This window comes from Peribacillus sp. TE19612, from assembly GCF_056279465.1.
Map to the genome: position 1 here is coordinate 1 of NZ_JBWCCL010000031.1, position 14029 is coordinate 14029.

Below are 14029 nucleotides of genomic sequence, written 5' to 3' on the forward strand. Positions count from 1 at the left end.
GCTGGCCAGCTCAGGACACATTCATCTTATCAAGAGGTCTTTTTTCGTTCAAACCTCATTTTCAGTTATTACAGGAATGCTGCCCCGATAGTTGCCATAAGAAAAAGCTGCCTTAAAGACAGCTCCATCTTCAGCCAACTCACCCGTTGTTTATCTGTTTAAATTTGAAAGGATTGAACCAAACATTCTTCATTATCGACAATTTGCTTTTTTTCTTCAAAATCTATATTTAGCTCACTGAAAATCTTTCTCCAAAATACAACAGCAGGGATATTATTGGCTAATTGAACAACAAAGTAATTACCTTTTTTTTGTTTAAACAATTCCTTTAATAATGATATTGCAGCACCTTTTCTTCTATATTTTTTCAAAATGAAAATATCATTAACGCTGTAATCATAGTCCGTATTTAAAAACGGCCTTTCTAACAGTAATAAAAACCCTGCAATTTTCATATCTTTTTTCAAAAAGTATGGGGTTAATCCTTCCTCCTTCCAAATTAATTCAAATGAATCAAATTCAAATGAGCCATCTGTTGATATGTCTAAACCCTCGGTAAACTCCGAAAGGTCATGTAAATAAAGGGAATATAAATTCTGAAGAATATGCTTTTCATCTTTGGAAACGGGGTGGAATGAAACAATCATTGTTATCCCTCTTTTACCATTTATTAAGCTCTTACTTCATTAATTTCGATATAAACTTCCATTTGTCCTTCATGAACTCACCTGCCCCCGTTTGTTGCATAAAGAAAAAGCTGCCTTAAAGACAGCTCCGAGGAATAAGGGTTAATGATCTTTATTTGCATACATTCTTGCCATTGTCGAAGGTGAAAATTTAATTCTATATTTCCCTTCAAGTTCTTTCTCTGCTTTTTCCGTTAAAGTTAATCCTTGTTTATTGTGTTCTTCTTCTAGTTCAATCCCATTAGGAAGCAATTTATCTTCATCCCAATCAATCCATTCACCATACCTATTTACCCATTCAATCAATTCATTAGTTAACGTATCTGAAATCGGAAGGTCATCTATATCCAAGTTACAACCACATTGATTGCACCATATAGGGTCCGCCCCAACATCCCCTTCAACTTTCAACTCATATGATTCTTTTTGTTCACATAAACATTCCATATTATTTTCTGACTCCTCTACTACACGCTTTTTTATTATATTTTACATGACTTTTGTTAAAGTAACCTGTCCTATTAGTTCAATAAGAAAAGCGATTCTTATTAAAGAATCGCTGAGTTTATAGACAAATATCCTCCGAAAAATTGAGGGAACCTCATGCCTTTTCCCTTATCCCTTTTCGATCATGTAAAATTTCTTGAATGATTTCAATATGAACAAAAGACCATGATCTTTCATGGAAGTGAAGAAACACACTTATGGAAAGAATCGAAATATATATTATACTAAAGGCGACCCAAAGCAAACTCCCATCTTTAAAAAGGAAATCTTGCAATTGATTTGAAAACAGAAGAAAAAGCCAAGGCCCAGAGGATATTATAATAGGAATGATCCCCGATCCGTTTTTCTCTTTTATCATACAATAATAAACTTTTTTTAACGTATCGCTATCAATCGAACTATAAAAATTTTGAATTTCTTCCACTTCAATCAGTTTCTTCATCCCTTTGAAAGATCGGTCTTTGTATGAGGCCTTTTTTAATTGAAGATAAATTTTATGAGCATCTCCCCGTAATGAAAACATATATCTGATCTTCCCCCCCTTCCAAAAAACTCCTTACTAAAAGGTTTTGTAATAATCCGCATTTTTATGTAGTCTTTGTCTTTTACAGTATGTACTTAAGGGGATACATACGAATCATTCTAAAAATCCAGCTCGTATATAAAAACCTAAAAAGACCATAATCATCGATGATTATGGCCTTTTAGGTAACGAAAAGAGAACCGTTTTACTTAGTTTCAGATTCATTTTTGCCCGTATCTTCAGCTAATTGTTCAAATGAAGGGACCTTACCATGTGGATTCTGCGATTGTTTACGATCTTTCCATTGGCGTTCTTGTTGTCGCTTGGATTGAGTCATCTAAATAAGCTCCTTTACATAAAGTTAAGTAAAAAGTTTGAAGCACGATAAGCGTACTCAAGCAGGCATCAATGCATGCCTTTCCACTCACCTTGATTTTTAGATGCTTTTTCTTTTTTTGCTTTATTTTTATGTGCTTGATTAGCATTTGCACTGCCGAATTCCTTAGAGAATTCAGAATCAGTTTTGCTTGAATCAAACCCTTGTTTGTTTTTTTGATCTGCATCATTTTTCTTTGTTCGTTTTGCCATGTATACCCCTCCTTCTTATATTTAGTATGAGATCAGAAAGAAGAAATATACTCCGAATAAAACCGGCAGTAGCATGAATCCGTCATGTAATTCAGGTAAATAATAAAGTGAATAATGAGTTCCCGTTCGTGCAGTACCATCCAAAATTATTGAACCTGAGGGTTAAATAAAAGTGGGCTATATGTGATTTTTTTATCTCTTTTCCATCAGTTCTGCCATTTGTTTGAATTTGGATTTCCTTCATTATTTATCAATGATGTACCTTTCAAAATAAGTTATATGAGTGTTTTGGTCATTATAAAGTCCGTTTGTTCTTCATCACCCATATAAAAAGAGTGGGCTCCAGTTTGAACAAACCCAATTTTCTTATAAAAACCAATGGCATTTTCATTTTTTTCCCATACGCCCAGCCAGATTTTCTTTTTATTACTTTCCATCGCAATGTCCATTGCTTTATTTAACAGATATTTACCAAGCCCATGTTTTTGAAATTTGTTCTTTATATAAATCCGCTCGACTTCAAGTGAATCATCACCCATTTCTTCAGTCTGAGCATCATTGGTATTGACCTTTAAATATCCAGCGACTTCATTATTAAAATAAACAAAAAAGAATTGCGAAGAAATATTGGCTAATTCTTTTTCTAATTGGTTTAAGTTAAAAGCCCTTTCCAAATAGGCATTCATATTTTCGGGTGAATTCTGATGCTTAAATGTCTCATTAAATGTTTCATAACTAATTTCTTGGAGAATGCGCGAATCGTCTAGGGTACACTTTTTAATATTTGTAGTCATTTAAATATGCCGCTCCTTTATAATAATCAATAATTTCTCTTGTTTCCCTTTTTTACAAATTCCCAGTCTTTTTCTACATTTTTTCTTACTCTGTGAAGAAGATCGGAAATGGTTACTACTTCTCTTTCCGAAAATCCCTCTAATGCAACGATATTGGAGTAATCATTTTCTCTTTTTATAAAAGGATAAACATTTTTTCCTTTCTCCGTTGGAAAGAGCTTTTTAATTTTTTTGTTGTGTTTATCTTCTTTCTTTTCAATAAAGCCATTGATTTCAAGCTTTTTTATAGCACGAGCTGCTGTTGTTCGATCTACTTTTATCATCTCAGCTAACTTTTCCTGAATGATTCCTGGGTTTTCACATATTCGCACAAGGTACAAATACTGCCCTTTTGTAAGGTCATGTTCTTTAAATTCGATATTGCTTATGGAATCTAATGCCCTTGCTATCATTCCAATTTCACGAAGAATTTCCTTCATAATGAACTCCTTAGCACATATTTTTGTTGCAAATGCAATAAAAATGACCTATATTAAATTTAACGTATTTTTGTTGCGTTTGCAACAAAAAAAACAAAGGGGCGGTATAGTGAAATATGTTTTTTATGTATTAGGAATTTTAATATTAACCCTTGGTATTTCTTTCACTATACAATCAGATCTTGGGACTTCACCTTTTGATGCACTTTTGGTGGGACTATCCATAAATGCGGGGCTTACTGTGGGAAGTTGGGAAGTCATAATAGCTTTGATCTTGATATGTTTTAATTCATTTTTAAAAAGGCAAAGACCAGAAGCTTTGGGGTTGTTAACAGCATTTATAACGGGGATCGGGATTGATATATGGCTTTTTTTATTGCACAATTTGATAACACCTGAACTATGGTACAGCAAAATTATTTGTTTTGGAATCGGCTTGGTTGTTATAGGATTAGGAACGGCAACATATTTACACACAAATTTTGCACCGATTCCAGTTGACCGATTAACATTAATCATACAAGAATTAACGAAAACAAATATATTTTTTTCGAGAACAGTCATTTACCTCGCATTCTTAATAATGGCAATGATTTCAAATGGACCAATTGGCGTTGGAACTTTATTAACCGTTTGTTTAGGCGGGCTGATACTCAATTACTTTATGCCATTTACTGAAAAAGTATTAGACCGCATATTAACACAACCTAGTACATCACCGAATTATGATAAAGATAAAAAACATTCCATATAGAATGATTTTTATCTTTATCGTTCAACTAACCTGCTCCTAAAAAGACTGCCAGCGATGGCAACCAGATTTTAAAAGTAACGCACCCGTTAGGTAAAGAACAAGTACTATAAAACTCTCTTATAAAGCAAGATTACGGATCAAAAAATCCAGGTGAAAAAAGCGTAAACTCCGACTAATGCAAAGAGAATTGTTAATATGATTATTGAGAAGCAACCCAAACTAACCAAATTATCTTTTAATAGATCGTCAGGTTGTTCCAGCAGACTCTCTTTCACTTTATTTTGTATAGGAGAAATTACCTGATCCAATTCCAGTCTTATTAAAATTTCACTATCACCTTTAAATTTCAGAGCTCGTGCTATTCTGAAAGGATCGTTTCCCATAGATTTTTCGAACAAAATACACGCTTTTACCATCTCTGATGTCTTATTCTTTTCTAAATACCAATAACGACCTGCCATTGAAGGGTATTTCAATGCAAAATAGATGTCCCCCAGCTTTCTGCGCAGTTCTAACTCATTAGGATAGGTCGAAATTAACCCATGTAGCCTATCCCTTGCTTTCCCTAAATCATTTTTTTCAATGTCTTCTTCTATCTTCTTAATCGTTTTAACAGGTATCTTTTCTATATAAACACCTCATTATCTTTTCTTTATAGTCTTTATTTCTAGATCGTTCAAAATAGTTCCTTCTCCAACAACCTGCCCCTTTAGTTACATAAAGAAAAAGCTGCCCTAAGGCAGCTCCGATTTTCAGCTAGCGCACCCCCGTTAGTTCATTAAGAAACCCTGTATAGAAACAAAGAAAATAAATAAAGAGATAACAATGTTCATATATCCCCAAAACTCTTTTCTGTCTTTTTGAAGTTCGGATAATCCTGTCACCAATATAAGTGCCCCTTGGGAAAACATATAATAGTCGTTAACTCGGTTTCAGTTATTCGATTATATCCTGTTAGAACAATAACAACTATTGCTAATATAACTCTAACCATTTTCAAGAAAATATTTCCCCCTATTAAGTTCTGTACAATTTTATTCGCATACTAATTCTACTATCCTACCCCTCCATAAGAAAAAGCTGCCTATTGCCAGTTAATTTCATTCAATAAAAAGAAATAACGTATTGTTGACGTAAATTGTTGTATGGTCAATGTTTTTGATTCTCTTTATTGGATAGGTATTCTGCTACATCTTTTGGAACTTTAAAATTTAAATGCAGTTTCTTGGTTCTAAGTTCAATATAAGGGCTATCTTTATATGTAATAATTGTAGCGATTTGTTTAAGTTCCTTTTTATCTGTATTTGGCTCTCCATGTTTGACTGTATCTTCTTGGTACATCTTATAAATATACTCTTTAGTTGAATTTGGAGGATTATCTACAATACGCCATTTATCAACTTCAAGTGTATTAACAAATTCACTTACTTCATCTTGATTGTCTATAACGCTTAAAACCAAGTCTGGATTTTCTTCTGACGATACTTCTATCTTTTGGGATTTATTAAGCCCAGGGTCTTCTTTCAGATCTTTTTTTTCATTGCTACAACCGAAAAAAAGTACAGAAACAAATATAAATATCATACAAACTTTTTTCATCATTGCCTTTCCCCCTCAAAGAATCAAAACCATACACTCACTAAATCAAGAAAATTTTAACCTGTCTCAATATATCTGAAATTCATTATCGGAATTGATGATTATTTTATTGTTATTTATTAATGTAATCTCCAGAGGGAATATGGCAGATGTTTTATCGGAGAATATCCACCTTCTCCCAGGTTGGGCTAATATAATAAATACCCCATTCCTTCTTTCACCCATGAAATTAAGGGATTTTTTACATATTGTATTATTGTCACGCTCATAAACACCTATTTCCTTTAATTTTTCGCTCACACTTATAGTGTCTTCTACAATTAAACCTATTTCACTTATGTTTAAAATGCTTTTAACCGAAAAAGGCTCCATACTAGCTTCAGCAATTTCATATCTTGAAATAAATTCTACTATATTACCAGAAGGATCATAGAAATAAAGAGCATGGGCAGGTAAATGAGTAAAATTAGCTTCATCTACCCCATCTTCAACAAGTAAACTCACGCTTTCTTTTGCCCATGATTTTGCCTCATTAAATTTGTTAGCCGGTATGTTAAAAGCAAAGTGATAATAGGGGTCACCTTTTACTTCTTTTGTTGTAAACTCCATTTCACCTGTACCAACAGCCAATCGAAAGCTATGCTTATCTTCATTAATGAGAGAAAAACCTAATGTTCCAATATAGAAATTTTTCATTTGCATTAAACTTTTAGTCTGTAAAACAATCGATTTAATTTCCATTGATAATAACCTTCCTTGTATATCTAATTATTGAGTGAGTCATTTATAAAACGTACTGACATTCTGATTAAATCATAATTATCATTACAAGTAAATTTATTCTATTTCTACCTACATATACCAACTTAACTGATTGTTGTTTTAATTTCACTTATTGATTGTTTGCAGTCACTGGCCCTTTAGCTGCATAAGAAAAGGAGCTGCTGACAGCTCCTTATAATGTACTAAAGCATCTGTTAGTTCATAAAGAAAAGCATTTCTTATTAAAGAATTGCTCCCTTTTGTTGAGTACTGAAAATATTTTCAAAAGTTATTGAAGCTTGTTCACGCGTTTATTTAGCGTAATTAAGGTTACATGCACTCAACTATAATCTTCAATTAATGATATTTTCCCTTCATTAAGTCCAAATATGGACTTTCCTTTTAATTGAAGAATCTTATCTCCACTGTTTAATCCGTTAGGCAAATCAACAGCCAGTATTGCTTCATATTCAATTTGCACTTCTGCCTTATCTTCTATAGCGTTATAGTCAATAACCGTCTGACGGCGACTAGAGAAAATCTTTGACGACTTTTCCGCCAGTTCTTTAAACTCTTGTATGCCTCTGGTCTCTGTGTTCATTTCGCCATTGGTGAAATTCCTAAACATGATCTCTTTATGAAGGAGTTTAACCATACTTTCAATATCAAACGAATTGTAGGCCATAATATAATTTTCAATGATTTTTTTGCTCTTTTCACTAATCATCATAATATCCCCTCTCTTCTATATAATTTTTTTCATTATATATTCTTTACGATACATATATTCCCTTTGATTCCCACAAAATAATACGATCAAGTATGTAGTGTACACTTGAGTTTCCGAGAGTTGTTACTGGTTTTAGGTCTATATTTCAAAGGCAATTGGCTTCTAAAATCAATTAGTGCTCTTGAACCTTTTTGTAAATAATAAGAGTGTTAAACATGAATTGAGGAGGAATTGTATGCAGCAGAATCAACCAGCTAAAGGGAACTCGGGTTCCATTATGAAACCGGAATTTGCCGGAACTGATGCACAAAAAGTAAAACAACAAATTCAAAAAGATGTAAGCAAAGGACAAGGTGCAATGACTTCCCGAGAGGCAGGAGCAATGCGCGATTAAAAAAGCGCCCGTCATATTATTCAACAATCGGGCGCAACTACATATTTTTAACCCCGTCCTACATTTAGAACGGGGTTATGCTTGTTTAAGCTTTTAAAATTAAAGAACTTTGTGAGAAATTAGGATTTCCCTTCAAAATGCCAGGCATTGGTCGGCGTATCTATAATAAACTTATAGTCTAACCTTAACCTCAGTACCGTCCTTAGCTCTGACATCCACTAGCACGATCCCTTTATAATTTTTCAGTTCCTTGACGATAGGCTTTAGCATATTTTTGTCTATTAACGGAAAGGTAAAATCCAGTTTTTTTCTTTCGAAGTGCTCTTTTGTCCATTTGTTTACATTTTGCTGAAGAAATTTTGAAGACAAAATGGAAATGACAATATTTAAAATGGCATATGGAACTGGGATGGTAAACCGAACGTCTTTTGCTTTCACTTTTACATGCATCATAAACAAATCACTAATCAATGATGACGGAAACGGTATCCCCGTTTGCCGATTTAATATCAACAATTTGGCCATCTAATTCGTTTTCGATTGCTTCAATGATAAGGCTTATGTCTACATCCTTAACGTATTTTTCGGATTGAGGAATACTCGCTGCGATACTGTGTCCAGCCATTAATACTACCTTGACCAGTTTTATAGGCAAATTGACCGTGACGTTATCATTTTCGGCTGATACAACACGAATTTTTAATGTTTTATCTAAATATTTAGTTGGTTTTTCCAAAGGCTTTTGACCTGTTTCTTCTTTCTCTTTTAATACTTGAATCAATTCTGATCCCTTATCTGCATCAATCTTTCCTTCTTGAACCATTGTTAAAACTCTTGAAATTTCCTCTTTCATGATAAATTCCTCCCTATTCCTCTTTTAAGAGCTTAATGGCTTCTTCTGGTGTGATTTCGCCATTTTCCAACATGGTGACAACTTTTTTCTCGTCTACTTCATTTTTCTTCTTCTGCACATATCCAAGGGATGAAATGATGTCTGTTAGCTTGCCTCGAACCGTGGGGTACGAAATCCCCAGCTCCTTTTCAACTTCTTTGATATTCCCTCTGCATGTTAAAAATACTTCAACAAAATGAAGCTGATCCTTTGATAAGGATGCCAACTTAGATAATTCAAACTCATTTTCGATCGTAGTGTGACAATGAGAGCACTGCAACTTTGTAATTTTCAATGTTTTACTGCAGACAGGACAATCTGTAATTACTTTATAAGCCATAATGGAATGCAATTCCTCCCTTTTAGTTGATTCGATTATATAACAAGGAATTAAAAATATAAATAGTAAAATTAAATTTTTTCAATCGTAAAAATCAATAATATTAATTTGTTGTTTAATATTATTGATTTTAGTATTACATTTACCATAATGGTTAAATTAAACAAGCGTAACCCCGTCCAAATTTTGAACGGGGTTACGCTTGTTTTCAAATGATGGCCAGTTTCAAGGTATTAACACAGTTGGTGAAATAAAAGCGGAACACCTCTAAATTCTATTCCATCCACTTTTTGTAGAGGGCATCAAATTTCCCTTGGAGCTCCATTTCATCCATCCACATTTCCAGGTAGCTTGCATAAATGAAATCACCTCTTGGGATCATATAACCTTTTTCGCTGTTTGTGAAAGGCTTGTCGGTTTGAGCCGCATACAATCTTGAATCCGCTTTTGCATACAGCATTGCTTCTACTGTGTCAGTGATCATAACATCATACGTACCTTCTGCAACAAGATGTGGGATATCAAGGTTGTTTTCTACAACCGTTACGTTAGCATCGCTTAGATACTGACGGACAAATTCTTCGTTTGTTCCGCCTGGATTTACGCCAATGCGCACAGAAGGCTTGTTGATATCTTCAATGGTAAGATACTTGTCTTTATCTTCCTTGCGAATCAAAGGCACCTTACCGAATGAAAGGTAACCTTGGGATACATAAGCGCTTTTTTGTCTGGCAGTGTTGCGGGTCACACCGCCCACAGCGATATCAAATTTGTCCGCTTGCAGGTCTTTCATCATCGTTGGCCATGTGGTAGCGACAAATTTCACCTCCACACCAAGGTCTTTGCCAAGCTCTTTGGCAGCATCCACGTCAAAGCCTTCATACTCATTTGTTTCCGGGTTCAAATAGGTAAATGGTTTGTAGTCCCCCGTCATTCCTACCCGGATGTATCCACGTTTGATAATTTCATCAAGCTGGGAAGACTCCACTTTTTTCAAATGCCCTGGTGCATTTTTAGCTGCCGGTTCAGCCGAGACGTTTTGCGAGGAGATTAGTTCGTGACTGACGTACCCAGTACCTAGCAAGGATAAGCTGATCACTCCAGCCATCAGTGTTTTTTTCCAATTGTTAAACATGTGATTTCCCTCCGTTTTTTGCTGTATTTTTAATTAATCCATCAATTAGTAAAAATACAACAAAATAAGAGAATCACCTTCAAAAAACAAACATTTTTCCACAATTGATAGAAAAAGGACTACACATATTAGTCATAACTGTGTAGTCCTCATTTAATGGTATCTAGTTATAGCCCATAAAAAATCATAAATAGCATGAGAAATATGTTTAATACTACCAATATCTTACCAAAGATATTGTTTATAGCTAAAACAGAAAATACACAAGAAATCAAGAATGAGAAAATGGCTATTTTCGGTGTAAAGTACACAAGGTCTAAAATGCTTGACATAGAAAAAAACAAAAGAAAAATGCTAATAAATAGAAATATCATTGAAAATATTAATGCTATCGTGATATAAGTAAAAGTCATGAGTTTTTTCATATGTTGTTTCTCATAACTATTATCAGCCATTTTTCCCTCCTGATATTAATGTTTTGTTTAATCCTTGAAATCAACCTTTACGAATACTATTCTTTAGCTGATCAATAAATACCTTCTTCCACTAATCTCCCCGATGATTGCATAAGAAAAAGCTGCCTAAAGACAGCTTCGACCTTCAGTTAAAGCACCCTTAGTTCAACAAAACTCGGTTTTTACCGTAATCAGTTTATAGCTGCTTTTATGACAGCTCCGTTTTACCACTAGTGGGAAATCCGCTAGTTCCGTAACGCTTTTCTGACTTTCCTTGCAAAAACTAATGGATCATCAACAGCTTCGATATTAACGTAAACCAAATTCGGATTATCGAATAGCCACTCATTGTGTACGGATGAAACTATTATTCCTTGTTTAAGAATGGAAGCAACAAAATTCTCGACTTCTTTTTGCAAGAGCGCTACCCTGCCTAGGCACAATGCCCGTCCAGTCTGTTTATCTCTGGATTCATATGAGAAAGAAGAGGTTACTCTAAAACGTTTCCCTAAAATTTTTACTTTTATTTCATTTCGATTTATGGTTGCCACACATTTGCCACCCGCAAATCCTTCTTGGCCGCCGATAATCCTAGCAAACTTTTGACAAATCAGTTCATCATTAGATGCCAATCTATTCATCTCCTCCCTAGTATTAATAGGATATGAACTAATGAATAGATCCGAAACGGATATGCATCTATTTTGAAATTTAAATAATGACATTTTTTTATAGCTAATTAAAACTCCCCTGCTTACATTAGCTCCATAAGAAAAAGGCCAATCGCCACAGCTCACTAATTAACGAACCCATCCGTTAGTTCTATAAGACTTATCGCAGATTTGACACAGACTGTGAATAAAAATATTTAAAGAAAACAGGAGAATCAACTGCCTTTTTTGAATATAATCTTTGAACTATAATAAGTAGGGAGACAGTATAGTGAGCGATATAGACAAACGAATCAGATTAAGTGAAGAACCATTTACTTATCGAATAACGAAAAAAGGAACAGTAGTAATCTATTACAAAGGTAAACAAATTAAATTTTTAAAGGATAGAGAGGCTCTGCGTCTAATAGAAAGAATCAATGAAGTTGAAAATAATATAACAGAACTGCAGTTATTGTTAGCTAAAATTACGGGTAACTTTAAACGGGGTAACGAGAAGTTGGGTAAAAATAAATAAACTAAGCCTTCGTATTTCGAGTACACAACGCTTATGGAACTAACCTGCCCCGTTTGTTTCATAGAAAAGGAGCTGCCTTAAGAAAACTCCGATCTTCAGCTAACGCACCCGTTAGCTTAAGTACAATAATTCACAATCTTACTTTTTTAGATAAAAACTATTACTAAAAGTTTTATATTGTATAAATATTTTAAATATGTAAAAAAGCTTACTCAAAGAGTAAGCTTAACCTCTATAAACACTATCACATGTTCCAGGTTTTGGTTCATAAAAACAATGGTCTTTAAATTGACCAGTATGTGGTTGATCATACCATGTTGGAGGGCATGGAGCATATGGATTAAAATACCAAAGAGCATATCTAGCCGGATGCTGTCTCCAGTGCTTCAAATTCTGTTCTGCTAATCTTCTTTCAATACCTCTCGCTCTTTGATAAAATACATTCCCCTTTTGAACAGCTTCAAAAGAATAATTTCCTCCTTGTACTTGATAAATGACTTGTGGAATTGTTCTTAAACCTTTAAAGTCTAAACAATTAGCTACAAGACGATTCACAATTACATTTCCAACAAATAACATTCCTAGTTGTCCTTCACCTTCGGCTTCTGCTCTCATCATCCTTGCCATTAAGTCAACGTCTGAACTTCGGTAGTTTGCTCTTGTCATTTTTCCACCCCAAAAATATTGTATGAAAAATAGCCTACAGTCATGCCATTATTTATGTAATATACAGCTTTTAAGTAAAATGAAAACTATTGCATTCTTTTTTCCCTTTAATTCAACTAACCTGCCCCTTTTGTGCCATAAGAAAAAGGCTGCCTTAGCAACCTTTTGTTATACTCTCGACCTTTCAGTTGAAGAATCGTTGATTAAAACTTCCTGTTTAATAATTATTTCATTTCAAGAAGTAAATCAGCTTTTGATAATTACATATTTTTTGTCCTGCTTCCGTTCGGTTCTTGAAACAAGACTAAAAACAACAAATGCAAGTGAAGCAATGACCGATTTGGTCTGTTAATTTGTATATTAATTAACCCTTTTTTAATAGTCCTTTGACTGACCTTTCTTTTGTTTGGATAGGGCAGATAGAATGGATTGTTCGCCCGCCCCTTGATTTCTCAAAAATTTCTTGGTCAGACTTAACTTAAGAACAATTTTGTAAGCGATCATCGCTGAAACGATACTGATGATGGCTCCGACAAGAACATCTGCTGGATAATGGACACCTACCCAAATTCGCGAAATGCCTACAAGAACAGCCAAAATTCCCCATAAAAATCCCCAACCCCTTTTGAACAACCAGAAGGTTATGCAAAATGAAAAAAATATGATCGTATGGTCGCTTGGAAATGAATTATTGACTGCTTTTTCAACTAACTTATTAACGTTGGGCAACTCAGCAAAAGGTTGATAATTCGAGTGGAATTGCCCTGCTATTTTCGCCAATATTTCCGAGATAACTAATGTAATAAATGCACAGATTACCATGATTCTATTTTTATTACTTCGAGAAAACAAAAACATCAGCACTGCCAATACTAAGAAAAATATCATGTATTCAGCGATGAATACAAAGAAAGGATTTAAATCCGTGTATTGTTTACCTAGATTATTAATCATTCTAAACAAATTACTATTCATTTCGGACAAAGCCATTGAAAAATTCCTCCTGATTGTATTATCACTTAAACCTTCATTAAGCTCCATTATGTAAATAAGATGAACTTCAATTAAACCTATATTTTACATCTTTCAGACAGAAAGTCCATCATCAACTTATTTTACGAGTGGCGGTTTTAATCCTCCATTTATATTAAACTATCTCACTCACCCCTTAAACTATCTTGATGGCAATATTAAGAATATGGGCTCATGTTGAGTGCGGCGAACAGATGGGTAACTGAATTTGAAAATGAAGCAGACGGATTGGCAAGGGAAATGGGATCAATTTGTGCCTATGTTTATTATGACGGAAGTTGACATCGTCCTTCTGATATATATAACAAGGGGTGAACCTTTTGGATTTTTAAAATTACCAGGAGTATATAGCTCCTTTTTTGTTTTGTAAAAAAAGCCGCCAATTGGCAGCCTTTTATAGAACGAACGCACCCGTTAGCCATCCATGAAGCGCAAAAATCAGCGCTTCACCACAGAGAATGAAAATGGTTCAGAACGGTCAATACTGATTCTACGGCTGGGAGAG

At 34.2% G+C, this 14029-nt stretch carries 21 protein-coding genes; 3 read left to right on the forward strand and 18 right to left on the reverse strand.

Features of this window, described 5'->3' with window-relative positions:
* Window positions 1-158 precede the first annotated feature (158 nt).
* From ACZ9AO_RS25805 to ACZ9AO_RS25830, 6 genes are all read right to left on the reverse strand, one after another.
* Entirely contained in the window at window positions 159-647 is a 489-nt protein-coding gene (locus tag ACZ9AO_RS25805; RefSeq protein ID WP_476111243.1) for a GNAT family N-acetyltransferase, read from the reverse strand.
* 141 nt (window positions 648-788) lie between these two features.
* Entirely contained in the window at window positions 789-1133 is a 345-nt protein-coding gene (locus tag ACZ9AO_RS25810; protein WP_476111245.1) for a hypothetical protein, read from the reverse strand.
* A gap of 788 nt (window positions 1134-1921) precedes the next feature.
* The gene (locus ACZ9AO_RS25815) at window positions 1922-2053 is read right to left on the reverse strand and encodes a DUF6254 family protein (protein ID WP_221408526.1); all 132 of its coding nucleotides are present in this window, start codon (window positions 2051-2053) and stop codon (window positions 1922-1924) included.
* A gap of 68 nt (window positions 2054-2121) precedes the next feature.
* Window positions 2122-2304, reverse strand: coding sequence for a hypothetical protein (locus ACZ9AO_RS25820; RefSeq protein WP_034310968.1), 183 nt, complete (start codon window positions 2302-2304; stop codon window positions 2122-2124).
* A gap of 275 nt (window positions 2305-2579) precedes the next feature.
* A complete protein-coding gene (gene paiA / locus ACZ9AO_RS25825; protein WP_476111247.1) occupies window positions 2580-3098 on the reverse strand; it encodes a spermidine/spermine N(1)-acetyltransferase in 519 nt (172 codons plus the stop codon).
* A 26-nt stretch (window positions 3099-3124) separates the two neighbouring features.
* The gene (locus tag ACZ9AO_RS25830) at window positions 3125-3577 is read right to left on the reverse strand and encodes a MarR family winged helix-turn-helix transcriptional regulator (RefSeq protein ID WP_251543596.1); all 453 of its coding nucleotides are present in this window, start codon (window positions 3575-3577) and stop codon (window positions 3125-3127) included.
* A 109-nt stretch (window positions 3578-3686) separates the two neighbouring features.
* On the opposite strand from ACZ9AO_RS25830, the gene ACZ9AO_RS25835 reads away from it, so the two are divergent.
* Window positions 3687-4331: a YczE/YyaS/YitT family protein gene (locus tag ACZ9AO_RS25835; RefSeq protein ID WP_476111261.1), complete on the forward strand. Its 645-nt coding sequence runs from the start codon at window positions 3687-3689 to the stop codon at window positions 4329-4331.
* 137 nt (window positions 4332-4468) lie between these two features.
* Here the strand turns inward: ACZ9AO_RS25835 and ACZ9AO_RS25840 are convergent, their stop codons facing one another.
* The 5 genes from ACZ9AO_RS25840 to ACZ9AO_RS25860 form a co-directional block, all read right to left on the reverse strand.
* Window positions 4469-4960 (reverse strand): DUF6584 family protein, encoded by a 492-nt coding sequence (locus tag ACZ9AO_RS25840; RefSeq protein ID WP_476111263.1) that lies wholly within the window; start codon window positions 4958-4960, stop codon window positions 4469-4471.
* Between the two features lie 141 nt (window positions 4961-5101).
* Entirely contained in the window at window positions 5102-5242 is a 141-nt protein-coding gene (locus ACZ9AO_RS25845; RefSeq protein ID WP_476111249.1) for a DUF3953 domain-containing protein, read from the reverse strand.
* Window positions 5243-5480: 238 nt separating this feature from the next.
* Window positions 5481-5933 (reverse strand): hypothetical protein, encoded by a 453-nt coding sequence (locus ACZ9AO_RS25850; RefSeq protein WP_251544227.1) that lies wholly within the window; start codon window positions 5931-5933, stop codon window positions 5481-5483.
* Window positions 5934-5996: 63 nt separating this feature from the next.
* Entirely contained in the window at window positions 5997-6671 is a 675-nt protein-coding gene (locus ACZ9AO_RS25855; protein WP_476111251.1) for a VOC family protein, read from the reverse strand.
* 361 nt (window positions 6672-7032) lie between these two features.
* Entirely contained in the window at window positions 7033-7419 is a 387-nt protein-coding gene (locus ACZ9AO_RS25860) for a nuclear transport factor 2-like protein (RefSeq protein WP_476111253.1), read from the reverse strand.
* A gap of 238 nt (window positions 7420-7657) precedes the next feature.
* Between ACZ9AO_RS25860 and ACZ9AO_RS25865 the strand changes: the two genes are divergently transcribed.
* A complete protein-coding gene (locus ACZ9AO_RS25865) occupies window positions 7658-7816 on the forward strand; it encodes a hypothetical protein (protein ID WP_476111255.1) in 159 nt (52 codons plus the stop codon).
* Between the two features lie 171 nt (window positions 7817-7987).
* Here ACZ9AO_RS25865 and ACZ9AO_RS25870 read toward each other — a convergent pair whose 3' ends face one another.
* The 5 genes from ACZ9AO_RS25870 to ACZ9AO_RS25890 all read right to left on the reverse strand — a co-directional run bounded on the left by ACZ9AO_RS25870 (window position 7988) and on the right by ACZ9AO_RS25890 (window position 11270).
* Complete coding sequence (locus ACZ9AO_RS25870) at window positions 7988-8269, reverse strand: hypothetical protein (protein ID WP_063594882.1); 282 nt, start codon at window positions 8267-8269, stop codon at window positions 7988-7990.
* A gap of 10 nt (window positions 8270-8279) precedes the next feature.
* The gene (locus ACZ9AO_RS25875) at window positions 8280-8669 is read right to left on the reverse strand and encodes an SHOCT-like domain-containing protein (protein ID WP_202317248.1); all 390 of its coding nucleotides are present in this window, start codon (window positions 8667-8669) and stop codon (window positions 8280-8282) included.
* Window positions 8670-8682: 13 nt separating this feature from the next.
* On the reverse strand, window positions 8683-9048 hold the full coding sequence (locus ACZ9AO_RS25880) for a DUF2089 domain-containing protein (protein ID WP_063594884.1): 366 nt from the start codon (window positions 9046-9048) through the stop codon (window positions 8683-8685).
* A 274-nt stretch (window positions 9049-9322) separates the two neighbouring features.
* A complete protein-coding gene (locus ACZ9AO_RS25885) occupies window positions 9323-10183 on the reverse strand; it encodes a transporter substrate-binding domain-containing protein (protein WP_476111257.1) in 861 nt (286 codons plus the stop codon).
* A gap of 700 nt (window positions 10184-10883) precedes the next feature.
* The gene (locus tag ACZ9AO_RS25890; protein ID WP_251544230.1) at window positions 10884-11270 is read right to left on the reverse strand and encodes a DUF1259 domain-containing protein; all 387 of its coding nucleotides are present in this window, start codon (window positions 11268-11270) and stop codon (window positions 10884-10886) included.
* 310 nt (window positions 11271-11580) lie between these two features.
* On the opposite strand from ACZ9AO_RS25890, the gene ACZ9AO_RS25895 reads away from it, so the two are divergent.
* Window positions 11581-11826, forward strand: a complete 246-nt coding sequence (locus ACZ9AO_RS25895; RefSeq protein ID WP_476111259.1) for a hypothetical protein — start codon at window positions 11581-11583, stop codon at window positions 11824-11826.
* A gap of 225 nt (window positions 11827-12051) precedes the next feature.
* On the opposite strand, the gene ACZ9AO_RS25900 is transcribed toward ACZ9AO_RS25895, so the two are convergent.
* Together ACZ9AO_RS25900 and ACZ9AO_RS25905 are read right to left on the reverse strand one after the other, a co-directional pair.
* Window positions 12052-12492: a cell wall hydrolase gene (locus tag ACZ9AO_RS25900; protein WP_096341096.1), complete on the reverse strand. Its 441-nt coding sequence runs from the start codon at window positions 12490-12492 to the stop codon at window positions 12052-12054.
* 375 nt (window positions 12493-12867) lie between these two features.
* Window positions 12868-13482 carry an undecaprenyl-diphosphatase gene (locus tag ACZ9AO_RS25905; protein ID WP_251544232.1) on the reverse strand — a complete coding sequence of 205 codons (615 nt, stop codon included), beginning with the start codon at window positions 13480-13482 and terminating at the stop codon, window positions 12868-12870.
* Between the last annotated feature and the right edge of the window lie 547 nt (window positions 13483-14029).

Bases quoted from the DNA above. Each gene is read 5' to 3' on its own strand.
- ACZ9AO_RS25860 (WP_476111253.1), bottom strand. From the start codon at position 7,419: ATGATTAGTGAAAAGAGCAAAAAAATCATTGAAAATTATATTATGGCC.
- ACZ9AO_RS25810 (WP_476111245.1), bottom strand. From the start codon at position 1,133: ATGGAATGTTTATGTGAACAAAAAGAATCATATGAGTTGAAAGTTGAA.
- ACZ9AO_RS25830 (WP_251543596.1), bottom strand. From the start codon at position 3,577: ATGAAGGAAATTCTTCGTGAAATTGGAATGATAGCAAGGGCATTAGAT.
- ACZ9AO_RS25870 (WP_063594882.1), bottom strand. From the start codon at position 8,269: ATGATGCATGTAAAAGTGAAAGCAAAAGACGTTCGGTTTACCATCCCA.
- ACZ9AO_RS25805 (WP_476111243.1), bottom strand. From the start codon at position 647: ATGATTGTTTCATTCCACCCCGTTTCCAAAGATGAAAAGCATATTCTT.
- ACZ9AO_RS25865 (WP_476111255.1), top strand. From the start codon at position 7,658: ATGCAGCAGAATCAACCAGCTAAAGGGAACTCGGGTTCCATTATGAAA.
- ACZ9AO_RS25820 (WP_034310968.1), bottom strand. From the start codon at position 2,304: ATGGCAAAACGAACAAAGAAAAATGATGCAGATCAAAAAAACAAACAA.
- ACZ9AO_RS25905 (WP_251544232.1), bottom strand. From the start codon at position 13,482: ATGGCTTTGTCCGAAATGAATAGTAATTTGTTTAGAATGATTAATAAT.
- ACZ9AO_RS25900 (WP_096341096.1), bottom strand. From the start codon at position 12,492: ATGACAAGAGCAAACTACCGAAGTTCAGACGTTGACTTAATGGCAAGG.
- ACZ9AO_RS25885 (WP_476111257.1), bottom strand. From the start codon at position 10,183: ATGTTTAACAATTGGAAAAAAACACTGATGGCTGGAGTGATCAGCTTA.
- ACZ9AO_RS25850 (WP_251544227.1), bottom strand. From the start codon at position 5,933: ATGATGAAAAAAGTTTGTATGATATTTATATTTGTTTCTGTACTTTTT.
- ACZ9AO_RS25855 (WP_476111251.1), bottom strand. From the start codon at position 6,671: ATGGAAATTAAATCGATTGTTTTACAGACTAAAAGTTTAATGCAAATG.
- ACZ9AO_RS25880 (WP_063594884.1), bottom strand. From the start codon at position 9,048: ATGGCTTATAAAGTAATTACAGATTGTCCTGTCTGCAGTAAAACATTG.
- paiA (WP_476111247.1), bottom strand. From the start codon at position 3,098: ATGACTACAAATATTAAAAAGTGTACCCTAGACGATTCGCGCATTCTC.
- ACZ9AO_RS25815 (WP_221408526.1), bottom strand. From the start codon at position 2,053: ATGACTCAATCCAAGCGACAACAAGAACGCCAATGGAAAGATCGTAAA.
- ACZ9AO_RS25875 (WP_202317248.1), bottom strand. From the start codon at position 8,669: ATGAAAGAGGAAATTTCAAGAGTTTTAACAATGGTTCAAGAAGGAAAG.
- ACZ9AO_RS25845 (WP_476111249.1), bottom strand. From the start codon at position 5,242: ATGTTTTCCCAAGGGGCACTTATATTGGTGACAGGATTATCCGAACTT.